Annotated in this window: 16 protein-coding genes; 15 read left to right on the top strand and 1 reads right to left on the bottom strand. The window is 65.8% G+C overall.

Going from position 1 to position 17356, the window contains the following annotated elements:
* Positions 1-93 precede the first annotated feature (93 nt).
* Positions 94-1557, top strand: coding sequence for a 2-hydroxymuconic semialdehyde dehydrogenase (locus ACODSD_RS06550; protein ID WP_488876998.1), 1464 nt, complete (start codon positions 94-96; stop codon positions 1555-1557).
* A gap of 20 nt (positions 1558-1577) precedes the next feature.
* Complete coding sequence (locus ACODSD_RS06555) at positions 1578-2921, top strand: MFS transporter (protein ID WP_488876999.1); 1344 nt, start codon at positions 1578-1580, stop codon at positions 2919-2921.
* 7 nt (positions 2922-2928) lie between these two features.
* Here the strand turns inward: ACODSD_RS06555 and ACODSD_RS06560 are convergent, their stop codons facing one another.
* A complete protein-coding gene (locus tag ACODSD_RS06560) occupies positions 2929-3501 on the bottom strand; it encodes a hypothetical protein (RefSeq protein WP_235088518.1) in 573 nt (190 codons plus the stop codon).
* Positions 3502-3907: 406 nt separating this feature from the next.
* On the opposite strand from ACODSD_RS06560, the gene wecB reads away from it, so the two are divergent.
* From wecB to prmB, 13 genes are all read left to right on the top strand, one after another.
* Positions 3908-5077, top strand: coding sequence for a non-hydrolyzing UDP-N-acetylglucosamine 2-epimerase (gene wecB, locus ACODSD_RS06565; protein ID WP_235088516.1), 1170 nt, complete (start codon positions 3908-3910; stop codon positions 5075-5077).
* 2 nt (positions 5078-5079) lie between these two features.
* On the top strand, positions 5080-6678 hold the full coding sequence (locus ACODSD_RS06570) for a glycosyltransferase family 2 protein (protein WP_235088510.1): 1599 nt from the start codon (positions 5080-5082) through the stop codon (positions 6676-6678).
* The gene (locus ACODSD_RS06575) at positions 6675-7685 is read left to right on the top strand and encodes a hypothetical protein (RefSeq protein ID WP_488877000.1); all 1011 of its coding nucleotides are present in this window, start codon (positions 6675-6677) and stop codon (positions 7683-7685) included. Before ACODSD_RS06570 ends, ACODSD_RS06575 begins: the two co-directional genes overlap by 4 nt.
* A complete protein-coding gene (locus ACODSD_RS06580) occupies positions 7682-8650 on the top strand; it encodes a hypothetical protein (RefSeq protein ID WP_488877001.1) in 969 nt (322 codons plus the stop codon). Before ACODSD_RS06575 ends, ACODSD_RS06580 begins: the two co-directional genes overlap by 4 nt.
* The gene (locus tag ACODSD_RS06585; protein WP_488877002.1) at positions 8647-10524 is read left to right on the top strand and encodes a polysaccharide deacetylase family protein; all 1878 of its coding nucleotides are present in this window, start codon (positions 8647-8649) and stop codon (positions 10522-10524) included. Before ACODSD_RS06580 ends, ACODSD_RS06585 begins: the two co-directional genes overlap by 4 nt.
* Entirely contained in the window at positions 10514-11377 is an 864-nt protein-coding gene (locus ACODSD_RS06590) for a YaiO family outer membrane beta-barrel protein (protein ID WP_107798919.1), read from the top strand. The genes ACODSD_RS06585 and ACODSD_RS06590 overlap by 11 nt, the downstream gene beginning before the upstream one ends.
* Positions 11374-12159 (top strand): hypothetical protein, encoded by a 786-nt coding sequence (locus tag ACODSD_RS06595; RefSeq protein WP_107798918.1) that lies wholly within the window; start codon positions 11374-11376, stop codon positions 12157-12159. The genes ACODSD_RS06590 and ACODSD_RS06595 overlap by 4 nt, the downstream gene beginning before the upstream one ends.
* Positions 12160-12402: 243 nt before the next feature.
* A complete protein-coding gene (locus ACODSD_RS06600; RefSeq protein WP_488877003.1) occupies positions 12403-12678 on the top strand; it encodes a recombinase RecA in 276 nt (91 codons plus the stop codon).
* A 166-nt stretch (positions 12679-12844) separates the two neighbouring features.
* The gene (locus ACODSD_RS06605) at positions 12845-13414 is read left to right on the top strand and encodes an aminodeoxychorismate/anthranilate synthase component II (RefSeq protein ID WP_486637258.1); all 570 of its coding nucleotides are present in this window, start codon (positions 12845-12847) and stop codon (positions 13412-13414) included.
* Positions 13414-13806 carry a lysozyme inhibitor LprI family protein gene (locus ACODSD_RS06610; protein ID WP_488877004.1) on the top strand — a complete coding sequence of 131 codons (393 nt, stop codon included), beginning with the start codon at positions 13414-13416 and terminating at the stop codon, positions 13804-13806. The genes ACODSD_RS06605 and ACODSD_RS06610 overlap by 1 nt, the downstream gene beginning before the upstream one ends.
* 58 nt (positions 13807-13864) lie before the next feature.
* Positions 13865-14893, top strand: a complete 1029-nt coding sequence (gene trpD / locus ACODSD_RS06615; protein ID WP_488877005.1) for an anthranilate phosphoribosyltransferase — start codon at positions 13865-13867, stop codon at positions 14891-14893.
* 69 nt (positions 14894-14962) lie between these two features.
* Positions 14963-16339, top strand: a complete 1377-nt coding sequence (locus tag ACODSD_RS06620) for a phosphomannomutase/phosphoglucomutase (RefSeq protein ID WP_107798911.1) — start codon at positions 14963-14965, stop codon at positions 16337-16339.
* A 102-nt stretch (positions 16340-16441) separates the two neighbouring features.
* Positions 16442-17356, top strand: coding sequence for a 50S ribosomal protein L3 N(5)-glutamine methyltransferase (prmB, locus tag ACODSD_RS06625; RefSeq protein WP_107798910.1), 915 nt, complete (start codon positions 16442-16444; stop codon positions 17354-17356).

Genomic DNA, 17356 nt, shown 5'->3' on the forward strand with positions numbered 1-17356 from the left:
AAACCATTTTCAACGCCGTATCGCCGACGCACAGCAGATCGTAAACAGGTTCTAAGACCGCGGCGTCCACCCCCGTTGACGAGGATAGAAACCATGAGCCGCCCCGCCCTGCTGCCGCTGTACATCAATGGCCGATTCGAAGAGGAAGGCCAGCGCTTCGACAATATCAGCCCGGTGGACGGCCGCCTGTTGAACCAGGCGGTAGAAGCCGACGCCGCCCAGGTGGCCCGCGCCGTCCAGGCCGCCAGCGACGCGTTGCAAGGGCCCTGGGGCCGCTATAGCGCGCCGGAGCGCGCCGCGCTGCTGCACAAGGTGGCCGACGGCATCCAGGCGCGTTTCGACGACTTCGTCGCCGCCGAGGTGGCCGACACCGGCCGGCCGCTGCACCTGGCGCGCACGCTGGACCTGCCGCGCGCCATCGCCAATTTCCGGACCTTCGCCGATCTCGCCGTCGCCCAGGTGGACGACTGCTGCGAAACGCCGCAGACCGACGGCGGCCTGCTGTTCAACTACACCGTGCGCAAGCCGCTGGGCGTGGTGGCTGTGATCGCGCCGTGGAACCTGCCGCTATTGCTGCTGACCTGGAAGCTGGGCCCCGCGCTGGCGATGGGCAATACCGTGGTGTGCAAGCCCTCCGAGGAAACGCCGTCGTCGGCCGCCCTGCTGGCCGAGGTGATGGACGCGGCCGGCGTTCCCGCCGGCGTGTTCAATCTGGTGCACGGCTTCGGCCCCGGCTCGGCCGGGGAGCACCTGACCCGCGCGCCGCAAATCAGCGCCGTGTCCTTCACCGGCGAATCGCGCACCGGCAGCGCCATCATGAAGGCGGTGGCCGACGGCGTGAAGGACATCTCCTTCGAGCTGGGCGGCAAGAACGCCGCCGTGGTGTTCGCCGACGCCGACTTCGACGCGGCGGTGGCCGGGGTGGCCAGATCGTCCTTCTTCAATACCGGGCAGGTCTGCCTGTGCACCGAGCGGGTCTATGTGGAGCGCCCTATCTTCGATCGCTTCGTCGCCGCGCTGAAAGCCCGCGCCGAGGGCCTGAAACTGGGCTATCCGGACGAGGACGGCGTGGACCTGGGCCCGCTGGTGTCGCGCCAGCACCGCGAGAAGGTGCTGTCTTATTTCACGCTGGCGCGCGAGGAAGGCGCGGCGGTGGTGACCGGCGGCGAAACGCCGCAGTTCGGCGACGCGCGCGATCAAGGCGCTTATGTGCGCCCGACGATCTGGACCGGCCTGCCTGACCACGCGCGCTGCGTGCGCGAGGAAATCTTCGGCCCGGTCTGCCACATCGCGCCCTTCGACGACGACGAGGAGATCCTGCGCCGCGTCAACGACAGTCCCTACGGCCTGGCCTGCGCCATGTGGACCCAGCGGCTGGACCGCGCCCACAGGCTGGCGCGGCGCGTCCAGGTCGGCATTGTCTGGGTCAACGCCTGGTACGCGCGCGATCTGCGCACCCCCTTCGGCGGCAGCAAGCTGTCCGGCCTCGGCCGCGAAGGCGGCCGCCATTCGCTGGATTTCTACTCCGACATCAGCAATGTCTGCGTCAAGCTGTGACGCGCCGGGAGAACGCCGCCATGTCCGCCGCCCTGGATGTTGACCGCTTCATCGACCAAAGCCGCCTGGGATCCTTTCACGCCGTCTTGCTGACGCTGTGCTTTCTGGTCATGTTCGCCGACGGCTACGACCTGGCGGCCCTGTCCTACATCGCGCCCGCGCTGATGGAGCAGTGGGGGCTGAGCAAGCCGCAGCTGGGCCAGGCGCTCAGCGCCGCCCTGTTCGGCCTGGCCGGCGGCGCCTTGCTGGGCGGGCCGCTGGCCGACCGCCTGGGCCGCAAGCCCGCGGTGATCGCGTCGACGCTGCTGTTCGGCGTCGGCAGCCTGCTGACCGCGGCGGCGGACTCGCTGAACGCGCTCACCGTCTACCGCCTGTTCACCGGCATCGGCCTGGGCGCGGCGCTGCCCAATACCATCACCCTGCTGTCCGAATACAGCCCGGCGCGACGCCGCGCGCTGCTGGTCAGCGCCATGTTGTGCGGTTTTCCGCTGGGCGCCGGCGCCGGAGGCCTGTGCGCCGGCTGGCTGATTCCCTCTTACGGCTGGCGCGCGCCGCTGTGGCTGGGCGGGGTGTTCCCGCTGCTGCTGGCGCTGGCGCTATACCGCTGGCTGCCGGAATCGGTGCGTTATCTGGCGGCGCGCCGGCGCTCAGTCAAAGAGATTAAAGCGCGGCTGCGCCGCCTCGCCGCCACGCCGGAACTGGAGCAAGCCGTCGCTTTCCGCCTGGGCGACGACGGCGACGCGCCGCGCGCCGGCCTGCGCGCGGTGCTGAGCCGGCCCTTGACGGTCGGCACCTTGCTGCTCTGGCTCAGCTGCTTCATGAGCATGTTGATCTATTACCTGGTGGTGAACTGGATGCCGCTGCTGTTGAAGGAGGCGGGCCTCTCGCTGAGCCGCTTCGCCTGGATCAGCGCGCTGTTTCCGCTGGGCGGCGGCGTCGGCTCCATTCTGCTGGGCTGGTGGATGGGCCGCGCCGAGCCGCACCGCCTGCTGGCGGCCAACTTCGCCGTCGCCGGCCTGCTGGCCTGGGCGATAGGCGCCGCCGTCGCCCAGGGCGAGCAAGGCGGACAGCTGGGCTTGCTGGTGTTCTGCATGGGCTTCGCCTCCGGCGGCGGGCAATCGGCGCTGGCCTCGCTGTCCGCCGCCTTTTATCCAACCCGCTGCCGCGCCAGCGGAGTGGGCGGCATGTACGGCGTCGGCCGCGGCGGCGCCATCTTCGGGGTGCTGGCCGGCGCCGAGCTGATGCGTCAGCAGGTGCGCCCGGACTGGATTTTCAGCATGCTGCTGTTGCCGGCCGCGCTCATCGCCGTCGCCCTCTTGTTCAAACGGCGAAGCTACGCCCCAGGCCCGGCCCGCGAGACTTGAACGGGCCCTACTCGGCCGGCGCCGCGCCGCCGGCCTTCAAGTCCTCCTCGTTGAAACTCATTTCCATCATCTCCCCGGCGGCGTCTCGGCACCCCACCGCGAAATCGGGCCGTTCCGGGCTCTTGCTGCCCGGGTGAATCCGGACGGAGACCACCTCCATGCAGTTCCGCGCCAGCGTCGCCCGGCGCCCCACCGCCGCCAGCTCCGGCTCCCAGCGGCAAAAAGCGCCGGCGGCGAAAGCCTCGCCGCCGCACAGCTCCTCCTTGGCCTGCTCCGCGCCCGGCAACACCACGCCGGCGATTTCCCTCAGTTCCGCCTCGTTCCTGGCCTCGGCCTGCTGCTGGCTGGGCCAGACCGTGTACGTCAAACCCGCCGCACCGGCCAGCAGGACGACGATCACCGCGCCCACATGGGCCCATTTGAGCCGGGACGCCGGCTCCGGCTCGCGCCGCGGCAACGGCTGCGGATACATTTCCTGATAAGGCGCCTGACACAGCGGGCAGGCGTAAGCCGGCGCCCGCCTATCGCGCGGCGCGTCGCCGCGCCAGTACCCGCAATGAAGGCATTGTTTCTTTTCCATGGGCACAACTCCCCAGATTGAAGCCGACCGCGCTCACCGGCGCTTCAGGCCCGCTTCCCAAACGATTTAACGCTCCCCATGCATATGTCCTCGCATGCTAACAAAAAAATGCCATTGCAGTTTCACACCGTAATCCCGGCCCGGGCACTAGCGCTTCGGTCAGGTGCATTCCGGCGGAATCCTGCGATCGACGCCTGCGGATCCGCCCAATCCGCTACGGCCTCGGCCCGCTGGCGAACAGGCGACTGACTCGCTCAATATTAAACCAATTGATTTAAACAAATATTTAACTTTGTTTCTAGCCAAACCTGTGCTAGCTTAATTTAAACAAACAAAAACAGTAGTTTTAACAAAACAAACAAAGTAAGCCGTATCAAGGCCCTGGAATCGCTGCAATGGAGACAATATGTTTACTGTACTGACAATCTTTGGCACCCGTCCGGAGGCCATCAAGATGGTGCCCGTGATCCACGCGCTGCAAGACTGCCCGGGCGTGGCGTCAAAAGTGTGCGTGACCGGGCAGCACCGCGAGATGCTGGATCAGGTCTTGGATTTTTTCGAGATCAAGCCGGACTTCGACCTGAAGCTGATGCAACAGGCTCAGGGCTTGGCGTCTTTGACCGCCAGACTGGTGGAAACCGTCGACAAGGTGCTGGAGGAAGTCCAGCCCGACGTCGTGCTGGTGCACGGCGACACCGCCACCACGCTGGGCGCCAGCCTGGCGGCGTTTTACCGCAGGATTCCGATTGGACACGTGGAAGCGGGCTTGCGGACCGGAGACTTGTACTCCCCCTGGCCGGAGGAGATGAACCGCCGCGTCACCGATATTCTGGCGTCCTGGCATTTCGCCCCGACAGAGGAGTCTTGTCTCAATCTGCGCAATGAAAAGGTCGATCCCGAGCGGATCTTCATCACCGGCAACAGCGTCGTCGACACTCTGCTGCTGACGGTGAAGAAGCTGGAGCAGCAGCCGGAGCTCAAGGCCGGCGTCGCCGCCGCCTTCTCCTATCTGCGGCCGGAGGCGAGAGTGGTGCTGGTCACCGGCCACCGCAGGGAGAAGTTCGGCGAGAAGTTCGAAAGCTTCTGCCGCGCGCTGGTCCAATTGGCGGAACGCTACCCGGACGTGGACATCGTCTACCCGGTGCATTTGAATCCCAATGTTCGCCAACCGGTGTACGCGCTGCTGTCCCGGGTGCGCAACATTCACCTGATCGAGCCGCTGCAATACCTGCCCTTCGTCTACCTGATGGCCCGTTGCCACCTGATCATCACCGACTCCGGCGGCATACAGGAAGAGGCGCCGGCGCTGGGCAAACCGGTTCTGGTCACCCGGGACACCACGGAAAGGCCTGAAGCGCTCGCGGCCGGCACCGCCAAGCTGGTGGGCACCGAAACGGATCTTATCGTCCGCCACGCCAGCGCCTTGCTGGACGACCAGGCGGCTTACCAGCGCATGTCTCAAGCCCACAACCCCTATGGCGACGGCAGCGCCGGCAGACGCATCGCCGCCATTCTCTCCGCCTTGCCGCGCCCGCGGCAGGCCGCCAGCGCTCTCGCCTCCGCGCCGGGGAGATAGGAATGGCACCGCGAGCCCTGCTCTGGCTGATCCTGCTGATTTTCTGTTCGCCGGCCTGGTCCGCCAAGGAGCCGGCCGCCGCCGGCCATCACGCGTCCCGGCGCGGCGCGGCCGCGTCGTCGGAAAGCCGGGCCGCCATGGAGGCGCTGCCCATGGACCCGGACGCGCTCCCCGCCGCCGTCCGTCCCTCCGTCAGCATCAAGGGGGCGTCGGACAACGTCGACCTGCGCCATACCCAGCAGCTGATCCTGGATCAGATCGAAGAAGCGCGCCGCCGCACGGTCAGCCAGGAGGACGACCCTCTGCTGCTGCGCGCCAGCGCCCAACCCTTCATCTGGCCCTTGCGCGCGCTGAACATGGTGCTGTACGGCGTGGTGCTCCTGATCATGGTGTACGCGGCGCGGCATATGGCCTTCACCTTGAACCGGCTGTTCGGCCATCAGCGTCATCCTTATCTGGACATTGAGACGGCGCATTGGCCCAAAGTCACGGTCTTCATCGCGGCGCACAACGAGGAGGCCGTGATCGCCGATGCGATGGAGGCCTTGCTCGAGTCCGACTACCCGCCGGGGCAAATGATCATCATGCCGGTCAACGACCGCTCGACGGACGGCACCCGCGCCATCATAGACCGCATCGCGGCGCGCAGGCCGGACGTGATCAGGCCCTTCCACCGCAGCCAGGGCAAGCCCGGCAAGGCCGCGGCGCTGAAGGACGCGACGGCCTTGATCGACACCGAGCTGTTCATCGTCTTCGACGCCGATTACCTGCCAAGCCGCGGCTTGCTCAAGCAATTGATCGCGCCGTTTTTCGATCCCGAGGTCGGCGCGGTGATGGGCCGCGTGGTGCCCTTGAATCCGGGCGCCAATCTGCTGACCCGCATGCTGGACATGGAGCGCGCCGGCGGCTATCAGGTGGACCAGCAGGCCAGGATGAATATGAAGCTGGTGCCGCAGTACGGCGGCACGGTCGGCGGCATCCGCGTCGCCGCGCTCAACAGCGTGGGCGGCTGGCACGACGACGTGCTGGCCGAAGACACCGATCTGACCTACCGGCTGCTGATCGGCGGCTGGCTCACGGTCTACACCAATCGCTCCGAGTGTTACGAGGAGGTGCCGGAAAGCTGGCCGGTTCGCATCCGGCAATTGATGCGCTGGACGCGCGGCCACAATCAGGCGCTGGCGCGGCACGTCGGCCGCCTGCTGAGCACCCGCGGGGTGCAAAAGCGGGAAAAACTGGACGGGCTCCTTCTGCTGGGCACTTACGCCATGTCCCCGCTCTTGCTGCTGGGCTGGGCCATTACCCTGCTGCTGTTCTTTTTCGACAGCATGTTGCCGTCTCCCGGCGTGCTGCTGATCCTGGCCCTGGTCTGCTACAGCGCGATGGGCAATTTCGCCGCCTTCTTCGAGATCGGCGTCGCCTGTTATCTGGACGGCAACGGCAAAAGGCTGCGCATTTTGCCTTTCGCCATTCTGGGTTTTCTCGTCAGCCTGGTCACCATTTCCCGCGCCACGCTGCAGCAGTCGCTGATCGAACCCTTCAAGAAAAACAGAACGCTGCATTGGGACAAAACCAAGCGTTATCGGAGGCAGCCGGGATGATGGCCTTGATCTATATCTTGGGCGTCGTGCCGCTGGTCGCCCTGCCGCTCTTGCCCGGCCTGCTGGAATTGCTGCGCAAGACCGACACCTCCGCGCTGGGCATCAACCGGCTGCATATCGGCACAGCCAACGTCTTCGCCCGCAACTATCGGCAGCGGCTGGACGCGCTGGACTCGGGCGAATGGCGGCAAGACTGGAACGCCCGCCTGGAAGCCCTCGGACAAACACCCCGCCCCGTCGTGGACGAAGAAGTCTTGGCCGCGGGCGCGTTGCGCATCCCCGCCCACTTCAGCTTTCTGAAGGAAATCCATTGCGATGACGACATCGCCACCGGCCCGGGCGCGATCTTGCGCAGCGTCCTGGCCGACGGCGAGCTGAGCCTGGGGCGAGGCAGCTCCATCCTGCGCTGGGCCGGCGCCCGGAATGTCCGCATCGAACCGGACAGCCAGCTGTTCGGACGGGCCGTGGCGGAGGAGACGCTGGACATTGCCGGCCCCATCCTGTTCCAGCGCATCCAAGCCGCAAGCATACGCCTGGGAGACGCGCCGCCGCAGCAGGCCGCGGCCGGGCCGCTCAGGGAGGTGGACATCGGCGGCTTGCCCGCGGCCCATCCCTTTAACGCGGAAATGCGCCGGGCGGTGGTGGACGGCGATTTCCAGTTGCCGGCAAACAGCTTGTTGCGCGGCCATCTGGTGGTGCGCGGCGGCTTGCGCATCGGTGCCGGCTGCCGGATAGAAGGCAGCGTCAAGGCCAGCGGGCCGGTGCGCCTGGCCCGCGGGGTGATCGTGACCGGCGCCGTCGTGTCCGACCACTCCATCATCTGCCGGGAACACTGCCAGCTGCTGGGCCCGGTCGTGGCGGACCGGCTCGTCGCCATCGGCGCCCATTCCGCGCTGGGCGCGCCGGACGCGCCCAACACCGTTTCTTCGCGCCGGGTCTTGCTGACGCCGCCTCTGCGCGCGCACGGCACCATCTGGGCCCGCATCCGCGGCAAGGTGCGCGGATGATGAAGCGTCTCTATCTGCTACTGGCCTTGTGCTGCGGGGCGGGACAGGCCGCAGCCGGCCTGCTCAGCTGGCCCGGCTATCAAGACGAGGACGGCGCCATCCTGCTGCAAGCGCATGGTCGCCATGTCGACCCTTATTTCGCGATGAAAGCCTTGCTGACGGCCGACGAACTGGGCCTGTCCATCGTCTCCGCCGCGGACGCCTGGACGGCGTGGCTGGCCCCCAGACAGGAAAGCAACGGCAGTTTTCCCCGTTTCGAACGCCAGGCCGACGGCGTTTGGCGTCGGGTGGCCGACGCCGACGCCGACGACTCCACGCTGGCCATGTGGATTTCCTTGCTGAACCGGCGCTACCGGCGACAAGAAATGCCGCCGGCCCTGCAGGTCTCGCTGGCGCGCGCCCGGCGCGCGTTGTGGCGGCTGAGGCAAGCGCGCAGCGGCGTTTACGACTACACAGCCGGCGCCAAGCTGGCTTACCTGATGGACAACGTCGAGGTCTACGCGGCGCTGCGCGACGACTGCGTCAACGCCGGCGCCAGCTGCCGGAGGATGCGCCAGCTGGCCGCGGCGCTGCCCAAGACCTTTTGGGAGGCGAAAACCCGGCGTTGGCGCGTCGCCAGCCGCGACATCCCGCCCATCGCCTTCTACCCGGAAGCCGCCGCGCAACTCTTCCCCGACATGGCGGATTTGCCGGCGATGCCCGGTCAAGCCTCCTTCGACGCCTGGCTGCGCGGCGAAGGCCGACCCTGGCTTGTCCAGGACAAGGCTCATCTGGACTTTCCCTGGGGCGTGCTGGCCCTGGCCGCGCTGAGAGGCGGCCGCGAGGACGCGGCGCGCGCCTGGCTGCGACAGGCGGCGCCGGCGCGCGGAACGCCGCGCTGGAACGTGCTGGAGGAAGCGGTTTTTCAAGGATTGACGCACCGCCTGGCGACAGCGGCGGAGCAAGAACAAAGGCAGGAAGAATGAACAAGATTCGATCATGTCCTCTTTGGGTGTTCATCATCCTATTGCTTGGACTATTACTGGCGGCAAGCGCGATCTGGCACAAGCTGAGCGCAAGCCGGACGCCGCCGCCCAGGGCCTTCATCGCCCTATTGCTGCCCGACAAGCCGGCCAGCAACAAATACGCGCTGGCCTGGCAGGACGCGGCCAACGAAGGCGGCGTGGCGATGATGCAGATCACCGCCAGCCAATTGGTGGACATGGAGCCGGAACAACGTGTCCGCATCCGCGGCATCATCTTGCCGGACACCATTCATCGCCATGTCGACGCGGCGCTGGCCGGGGTGCTGGAGGAATACGTGCAGGCGGGCGGCGCCTTATGGATCAATTACGACGCCGCCAGCGAAAACGCCGGCGGCCGCTTTCTGGACAAGCCGACGCTCGCTCGCATGGTGGGCGTGGATTATCTGCTGTACCGGGAACTGGGCAAGCAGATGGTGCGCAGGGACCTGATGCTGATGTCGCCGTCCGCGGTGGCCGAACTCGGCATCACCCCCGGCCGCTTCCAGCCCTATGCCGGCGGCAAGCCCTCCTTGCTGCAGGCCTCGACCTACGGCTACGACCAGGCCGCCTTCAGTTATCTGGCGACCCGCGGTTCTTTCCAGGGACGGGTGCTGGCCGAAGGCCCGGACGGCACCTTGATTGCCGGCCTGCGGGATTACGGCCGCGGCAAAGTCTTATTCGTCAATCTGCCGGTCACCTTTCTCAAGATACGCACCGACGGCCTGTGGCTGCAGTCCTATCTGAACTTTTTCAATACGCGGGTGCTGCATCTGCCTCAGCTCGCCTCGGTGCCGGACGGCGTCGGCGGCCTGGTGATGAACTGGCACGTGGACGACGCCAACGCCATCCCCTATCTGGACCTGCTGAAAAAACTGGGCTTTCTCGAGCAAGGCCCCTATTCCGTCCATTTCACCACCGGTCCGGACACCAATCAGCCCGGCGACCGCCGGGGCATGGACCTTGCCCATAACGCGCAAGCCCAGGACTGGGTTCGCCGCTTGCGGGCGCTGGGTTACGACATCGGCGCGCACGGCGGCTGGATGCACAACTACTTCGCCTTCAACATCAACGAGCACAACGGCAAGCAGTGGGCATCCTATCTCGCCAACAACAAGCAAGACCTGGAAAACCTCACCCAGCAAGCGCTCACCGAGTATTCGGCGCCCAACGGCCACCATCCGGACTGGGTGACCGCCTGGCTGCGCCAACACGGGGTGCTGGCTTATTACTATGTGGGCGATCTGTCCATGGGCCCCACCCGGACCTATATCGACCCCGCCGACATGCATGGCCGGCCCTGGGCCTTCCCGGTATCGGCCAACGGCGGCATCGCCTCCTTCGAAGAAGCGGTGCGCAATAAGCTGCCCAGCGAGCAAATGACGCTTTGGCTGCAGGACATGACCCGCTTCGCCGTGCAACAGCGGGTGGCACGCCTGGTCTATTTCCACCCGCCGGGCGTCTACTTCTATCAGCAGACGGTCAAGCAATGGCTGGCTCAAACCCGGGCGCTGCGCGACCAGGGCGTCTTTCACTGGTACACGATGACCCAGCTGTCCCGCTTCCTGTCCCAGCGCGAACTGACTCAATGGCAAGTCGCGCCGGCGGAAGGCCGGGACGCGTCCTGGGTCAGCGTGAGCGCGCACAACCCAGGCAGCCTGGCGCGGCAAAGCTGGCTGCTGCCCAAAAGCTCGGCAAGACCGGTGCTGCGCTCCGGCAAAGCGGAGATAGAAGCGCTGCCGGACGCCTGGCGCGTCAGCGCCCAATCCGGGCAGGACCTGCGCTTTGACTATCTGCAAACAACGAGCGACACGACGGAGACCCGCCATGCTCAGTAAACCACTCGCCCACCTCTGCCTATTGGCCTGCTGCCTTGCCGGCCAAGCCCGCGCCGACGAGGCCGCCGCCCCGGAGGCGGCCGAAGCCTCGCCGGCCGCCGCCGATGTCGAGACGGAAGCCTCGACGCCGGAGCCGTACTCCTGGGCGCGCAGCATCGAAGTCGGCGGACAGCATTCCAGCCTCACCGCAAACAATCCCGCCTGGAACGGCGTCTATCTGTCCGGGGTATGGCAAACCGACGCCGGCAACGTCTTCGACTGGATCGCGGAGCAGGACAGCCGTTTCGGCGAACACGGCATCGCCTTGAACGCGGGCTGGAACCACGACATCAACCCGGACTGGTACAGCCGGCTGGAATTGGGGCGCAGCAGCAGCGGCACCTTCTGGCCCGGCACCCATTACGGCGCCGCCCTCAACCGCAAATGGCTGCCCGGCCGCAATCTGGTCAGCACCTTCGGCCTGGCCTACAACGACAACCGCCAAGGCTATAGCGACCGCATTCTGACCCTGGGCATGGCTTATTACTTCGACTCGCCCTGGGTGGTGGAAGGCGGCGTGCACCGCACGCTGAGCAATCCCGGCAGCGTGAGTTCGATGCAGGCTTACGGCGCGGTGACCTATGGACGCGACCGCTGGCGCCTGATCACCCTGGCCGTCAACGCCGGCGGCGAGGGCTATATGCCCATCGGCGTCGACCAGCCCAAGCAAAGCTTCGACAGCCAGCTCTATCAACTGAGCTGGAGGGAATGGATAGGCCGGCATTGGGGCATCCATGTCGGGGTCGAGCGCTACCACAGCCCTTATTACGACCGCTCCGGCATCACCACCGCCGTGTTCTGGAACCTGCCATGAGCCTTCAAGAACGTCTGCAACACTTCAAGGCGGTCCGCCACACCGGCCACGGCGGCGAGCGCATCTCCCTGCACCGGGCCATGCGCACCGAGCCGTTCCGGCGTCTGCGCTGGCTGGAGATCCTAGGCTTGCCGCTGCTGTTCAATCTCTTGCTGCTCGCCTTTCTGCCGCAGACGCTCGCCTTTTGGCAGGCGGTTACGGAGTGGAGCATCGCGGCGACCGGCGTGCCCGCCCAGCTCTCCCGCCTGGAGATACTGGACGGGCGGATACCGGGTTTATGGCTGCCGTGGCTGGATCTGCCGGCCTCGGTGCCCTCGTTCTGGCAATGGTGGAGCAATGGGCTTGCCGGCTTACTGCTGCTGTTGCTGTCGTTCTTGATCAGTCCGGAAAACATGCCGCTGCGCTATCTACTGCGCTTGTTCGTCATCATCCAGGCTTGCGCCTGCGTGTACTTCGCCTTCTTGCCGGCGGCCTTCAGCCACTCGCTTCCCGAATATCACAGCTCCTGCCTGACCTTTGTGCTGACCTTGCTGTTCTTGATGCCCTGGGTGCACGCGCTGACCTTTCACGTGCTGGAAAAGCCGCTCTGGCACAAGCTTGCCCTGAGCGGCGCGTCCCTCGCCTACCTGTTGCTGGAAGCGCCGCTGCATTATTTCGCCGCCGCCTTGGTGCTGCATTACGGCTCGCTGCTGTTCATGCCCCTGCTCTTCATACTGGGCAGCCTGATGATGGAAGTCATGATGATGATTGCGCTGTACGCCTGGGCGATGAGTTGGGAATAAGAACCTGTTTACGATCCGCTGCGCGTCGTGAAACGTGACACGGCGAGTACCGCTTCGAAATGCTCATCTACCCCTTGTACATTCCGCTTTCTCAGCCATTTTCGTCTTGTCTCGCTCTAGCTCGCTAGATCGTAAACACGTTCTAAGAGCGGCATCGGCGCGAAACATCTCCGCCGCCTCTCATTCAAACCGCGCGGCGCGTGTATCCTGTTAGGCGGACCGCAATCAAGACCGGGAGGCCGCATGGGTTTCAGCGCAAATGAAAAAGACAAGATGGTGGCTTTGAAAGGCGTGGGCGCCACCGTGGTTTCAAGGCTGGAGCAAATCGGCTTTTCTTCCTTGCCGCAACTGGCGGACCAGGACCCGGCCTTGCTGACCCGCCAGATCGCCGACATGATGGGCTCCAGCTGCTGGCACAACAGCCCGCAGGCCAGGGCCGCGATCCAGGCCGTCGTCGATCTGGCGCGAGCGGAGCGCGGCCAGGCCGCGGCGACGGACCTTGACCCGATCGCCAGATAGGCAGGCCGCCAAGCTAGCTGCGCACTTTTGCCCGATCCGGTATATTGATTCTCATGCTCCAACCGCCTCCCCGTTCGGCCCGCGCTCAAACGCGCGGACGCCGCCGGAGGCATCAAATAGCTGGCAAACCCTTTAAGGCCAGTGAAATCAAAGGTTTAAGCCAAACATGCTATTGATGATCGACAACTACGACTCCTTCACCTACAACCTGGTCCAGTACTTCGGCGAACTGGGCCAGGAGGTCAAGGTGTTCCGCAACGACGAAATCGGCTTGCAGCAAATCGAAGCGCTGCAGCCCAAATACCTGGTGATCTCCCCCGGCCCCTGCACGCCCAACGAGGCCGGCGTATCGGTGCCGGCCATCCGGCACTTCGCCGGCAAACTGCCCATCATGGGCGTGTGCCTGGGCCATCAGGGCATAGGCCAGGCTTTCGGCGGCCGCATCGTCCACGCCAAACAACTGATGCACGGCAAGGTGTCGCCGGTCAAACACCGCGATGTCGGCATGTTCCGCGGCCTGCCCAATCCCGTGACCTGCACCCGCTATCACTCGCTGGTGATCGAGCGCGAGACGCTGCCGGACTGCCTGGACGTCACCGCCTGGACCGACGACGGCGAAATCATGGGCGTGCGCCACAAGACGCTGCCGATCGAAGGCGTGCAGTTCCACCCGGAATCCATCCTCACCGATCACGGCCACACGATGCTGGACAATTTTCTGAAAGAGTTCGCCTGATGAAGAGGATGTTGATGCTGGCCGCCCTGGCGCTGCCAGCCGTCTGCGGCGCCGGCGCGCTGGACGACTGCATGCGGGCCGAGGCGCAAAGCCCGGCCGTGTCCGTCTGTCTGCAACAGCGCTTGAGCAAGGCCGAGGCCGAACTGAGCCGCGGCGAGAACCAGGCCGCCGCGGCGATGCGCGAGCTGGACCAGATCACCGGCAACCGCTACCGCGCCCGGCTGGCGCTCAGCCAATCCGGCCGCGCCTTCAAGACCTATCTGGACAAGCAGTGCCGCTGGGTGGCCAGCAGCTACGCCAGCGGCAACGGCGCGGATCAGGCGCGGGCCGCCTGCCGCGTCGATCTGATCGAGCAGCGCCTCTCCCAACTGGCGGCGCACGCCGGCAATTGAATCACCGGACGGCGAGCCTTCGCGCGACGCCGCCCACGCAAGCAAAAGGACTCCCCCGATGATTACCCCGCAGGCCGCGCTGAACCGTCTGATCGACGGCAACGAGCTGTTCTATGACGAAATGCTGGACTTGATGCGCCAGATCATGCGCGGCGAACTGACGCCGGCGCAAACCGCGGCCATCCTGATCGGCCTGCGCGTCAAGGTGGAGTCGGTGTTGGAAATCGCCGCCGCCGCCACGGTGATGCGCGAGTTCGCCACCCCGGTGCCCATCAGCCAACGCGACCACCTGGTGGACACCTGCGGCACCGGCGGCGACAAATCGCATACCTTCAACATCTCCACCACCTCCGCCTTCGTCGCCGCGGCGGCCGGCGCCCGCGTGGCCAAGCACGGCGGCCGCTCGGTGTCGTCCAGCTCCGGCAGCGCCGACGTGCTGGAGTCGCTGGGCGTCAAGCTGAGCTTGAACGCCGAACAAGTGGGCCGTTGCGTCGACGAAATCGGCATCGGCTTCATGTTCGCCCCCAACCACCACACCGCGATGCGCCACGTGGCCCCCATCCGCAAGGAGCTGGGCGCCCGCACCATCTTCAACATCCTCGGGCCGCTGACCAATCCGGCCGACGCCGAAAACCAGTTGATGGGCGTGTTCCACCCGGACCTGGTGGGCATCCAGGCGCGGGTGCTGAAACAGCTGGGCAGCCGCCACGCGCTGATCGTGCACGGCCTGGACGGCCTGGACGAGCTGACCCTGTCCGGCCCCAGCATGGTGGCTGAACTAAAGAACGGGCAAATCGAAGAGTACGAGCTGGACCCGCGCGAACTGGGCCTGGACTTCGCCGAACTCAAGCAGTTGCGCGCGGACACCGCCGCCGCCTCGCGCGACATTCTGCTGTCGGTGCTTGACGGCCAAGCCGGCCCGGCGCGCGACATCGTCTGCCTCAACGCCGCCGCCGCCATCTACACGGCCGGCGTTTCCCCTACCCTGGCCGACGGTGTTACCATGGCGCGCGAAGCGCTCGACTCCGGACTGGCGCGCGCCAAGCTGGACCAATTGATCAGCCTGAGCGCCGCGCTGGCCGCCTGAGCCCCTAATTTCCGACGCGGAGCGCCGCCGCTCCGCGCGCCTCTTTCATTTCGATTGCATAAGAACGCCATGAGCAAACTGTCCAAAGACATCTTCAAGGCCTATGACATCCGCGGCATCGTCGGCAAGACTCTGACCAATGAAGTCGCCCGCCAGATCGGCCAGGCCGTCGGGTCCGAAGCCAAGGCCCGCAAAGTGAAAACCGTTGTGGTCGGCCGCGACGGCCGCCTGTCCGGCCCGGATCTGTGCCAGGCGCTGGCCGAAGGCATCCAGGCCGCCGGCGTCGACGTGATCGACGTCGGCCGCGTCGCCACCCCCATGCTGTACTTCGCCGCTCACGAGCTGGGTTCGGTGTCCGGCGTCATGGTCACCGGCAGCCACAATCCGCCGGACTACAACGGCTTCAAGATGATGCTGGCCGGCAACACCCTGGCCGGCGACGACATCCAGAAGCTGTACCAGCGCATCGTCGACGGCGATCTCGCCAGCGGCGAAGGCGGCTACGGCACCCACGACATCGCGGAAGCCTATCTGGACCGCATCACCTCCGACATCAAGCTGGAGCGCCCGCTCAACATCGTGGTGGACTGCGGCAACGGCGTGCCCGGCGCTTTCGCCCCGGTGCTGTTCCGCCGCCTGGGCTGCCGCGTGCGCGAGCTGTTCTGCGACGTGGACGGCAATTTCCCCAATCACCACCCGGATCCGGCCAAGCCGGAAAACCTGCAGGACGTGATCGACGCGCTGCAGAAGACCGACGCCGAAATCGGCCTGGCCTTCGACGGCGACGGCGACCGCCTGGGCGTGGTGACCAAGGACGGCACCATCATCTGGCCGGACCGCCAGCTGATGCTGTTCGCCGCCGACGTGCTGGAGCGCAACCCCAAGGCCAAGATCATCTACGACGTGAAATCCACCCGTCTGCTCAAGCCCTGGATCAAACAGAACGGCGGCGTGCCGGTGATGGCGCGCACCGGTCACAGCTTCATCAAGGCCAAAATCAAGGAAACCGGCGCGCTGCTGGCCGGCGAGATGAGCGGCCACGTCTTCTTCAAGGAGCGCTGGTACGGCTTCGACGACGGCATGTACGCCGGCGCCCGTCTGCTGGAAGTGCTGTCCCGCGTGGACGACCCGAGCGAACTGCTCAACGCCTTGCCCAATGCGGTGTCCACGCCGGAATTGAATCTGAAAATGGCCAAGGAAGGCGAAAACCACGCCTTGATCGCCAAGCTGCAGGCCTCCGCCCGCTTCGACGGCGCCGAAGAGGTCAACACCCTGGACGGCCTGCGCGTGGAATACAAGGACGGCTTCGGCCTGGCGCGCGCCTCCAACACCACGCCGGTGATCGTGCTGCGCTTCGAGGCCGACAACGACGCGGCGCTGGAACGCATCAAGGGCGACTTCCGCCGCGTGCTGGGCACCGCCACCGACGCCAAGCTGCCGTTCTGACGCCGACGGCCCAGCCACATTGACCGCGCTCCGCGCGAGCGCGAACCCACACCGCCGGGGACATGGCCGCCGCCATGTCCCTGTTGTATTGAAAGGAAAACCATGTACGCCCAGGCTGCATCCAGCTTCAACACCTTGCGCGACCTGCTGCGTTTCGCCGTGTCCCGCTTCAACGACGCCGGCCTGTTCTACGGCCACGGCACCCAGAACGCCTACGACGAAGCCGCCTATCTGACGCTGTCCGCGCTCAAGCTGCCGGTGGACCAGCTCGAGCCCTTCCTGGACGCCAAGCTGCTGCCCACCGAGGTCAAGGACGTGATCGACATGATCGAGCGCCGCGCCGAACAGCGCGTGCCGGTGGCCTATCTGACCCACGAAGCCTGGCAAGGCGATTTCAACTTCTACGTGGACGAACGCGTGCTGGTGCCGCGCTCCTTCATCTACGAACTGCTGGGCGAACCGCTGCAGCCGTGGATCGAACACCCGGAGCTGGTCCAACGCGCGCTGGACCTGTGCACCGGCTCCGGCTGCCTGGCGATTCAATTGGCTCACCACTACCCGGACGCGGAAATCGACGCGGTGGACATCTCGCTGGACGCGCTGGAAGTGGCGGCCATCAATGTGCAGAACTACGGCCTGGACGAGCGCGTGCAGCTCATCCACACCGATATGTTCGAGGGCATCGAGGACAAGTACGATCTGATCATCTCCAACCCGCCCTATGTCGACGCCGAATCGGTGGACGCCTTGCCGCCGGAATACCTGCACGAACCGGAACTGGCGCTGGGCTCCGGCGAAGACGGCCTGGACGCCACCCGCGAAATCCTGCGCCGCGCGCCGGACTTCCTGAACGACAAGGGCGTGCTGCTGGTGGAAATCGGCCACAACCGCGACATGCTGGAAGAGTGCTTCCCCACCCTGCCCTTCATGTGGATGGAAACCGAAAGCGGCGACGGCTTCGTCTTCCTGATCACCCGCGAGGATCTGGTGGCCGGCCTGGCCGCCGACGCGCAGTAA

The sequence above is a fragment of the Chromobacterium sp. FG22 genome (assembly GCF_057809415.1).

Coding starts and splice junctions, on each gene's coding strand:
- ACODSD_RS06550 (WP_488876998.1), top strand. CDS start 94: ATGAGCCGCCCCGCCCTGCTGCCGCTGTACATCAATGGCCGATTCGAA.
- ACODSD_RS06555 (WP_488876999.1), top strand. CDS start 1,578: ATGTCCGCCGCCCTGGATGTTGACCGCTTCATCGACCAAAGCCGCCTG.
- ACODSD_RS06560 (WP_235088518.1), bottom strand. CDS start 3,501: ATGGAAAAGAAACAATGCCTTCATTGCGGGTACTGGCGCGGCGACGCG.
- wecB (WP_235088516.1), top strand. CDS start 3,908: ATGTTTACTGTACTGACAATCTTTGGCACCCGTCCGGAGGCCATCAAG.
- ACODSD_RS06570 (WP_235088510.1), top strand. CDS start 5,080: ATGGCACCGCGAGCCCTGCTCTGGCTGATCCTGCTGATTTTCTGTTCG.
- ACODSD_RS06575 (WP_488877000.1), top strand. CDS start 6,675: ATGATGGCCTTGATCTATATCTTGGGCGTCGTGCCGCTGGTCGCCCTG.
- ACODSD_RS06580 (WP_488877001.1), top strand. CDS start 7,682: ATGATGAAGCGTCTCTATCTGCTACTGGCCTTGTGCTGCGGGGCGGGA.
- ACODSD_RS06585 (WP_488877002.1), top strand. CDS start 8,647: ATGAACAAGATTCGATCATGTCCTCTTTGGGTGTTCATCATCCTATTG.
- ACODSD_RS06590 (WP_107798919.1), top strand. CDS start 10,514: ATGCTCAGTAAACCACTCGCCCACCTCTGCCTATTGGCCTGCTGCCTT.
- ACODSD_RS06595 (WP_107798918.1), top strand. CDS start 11,374: ATGAGCCTTCAAGAACGTCTGCAACACTTCAAGGCGGTCCGCCACACC.
- ACODSD_RS06600 (WP_488877003.1), top strand. CDS start 12,403: ATGGGTTTCAGCGCAAATGAAAAAGACAAGATGGTGGCTTTGAAAGGC.
- ACODSD_RS06605 (WP_486637258.1), top strand. CDS start 12,845: ATGCTATTGATGATCGACAACTACGACTCCTTCACCTACAACCTGGTC.
- ACODSD_RS06610 (WP_488877004.1), top strand. CDS start 13,414: ATGAAGAGGATGTTGATGCTGGCCGCCCTGGCGCTGCCAGCCGTCTGC.
- trpD (WP_488877005.1), top strand. CDS start 13,865: ATGATTACCCCGCAGGCCGCGCTGAACCGTCTGATCGACGGCAACGAG.
- ACODSD_RS06620 (WP_107798911.1), top strand. CDS start 14,963: ATGAGCAAACTGTCCAAAGACATCTTCAAGGCCTATGACATCCGCGGC.
- prmB (WP_107798910.1), top strand. CDS start 16,442: ATGTACGCCCAGGCTGCATCCAGCTTCAACACCTTGCGCGACCTGCTG.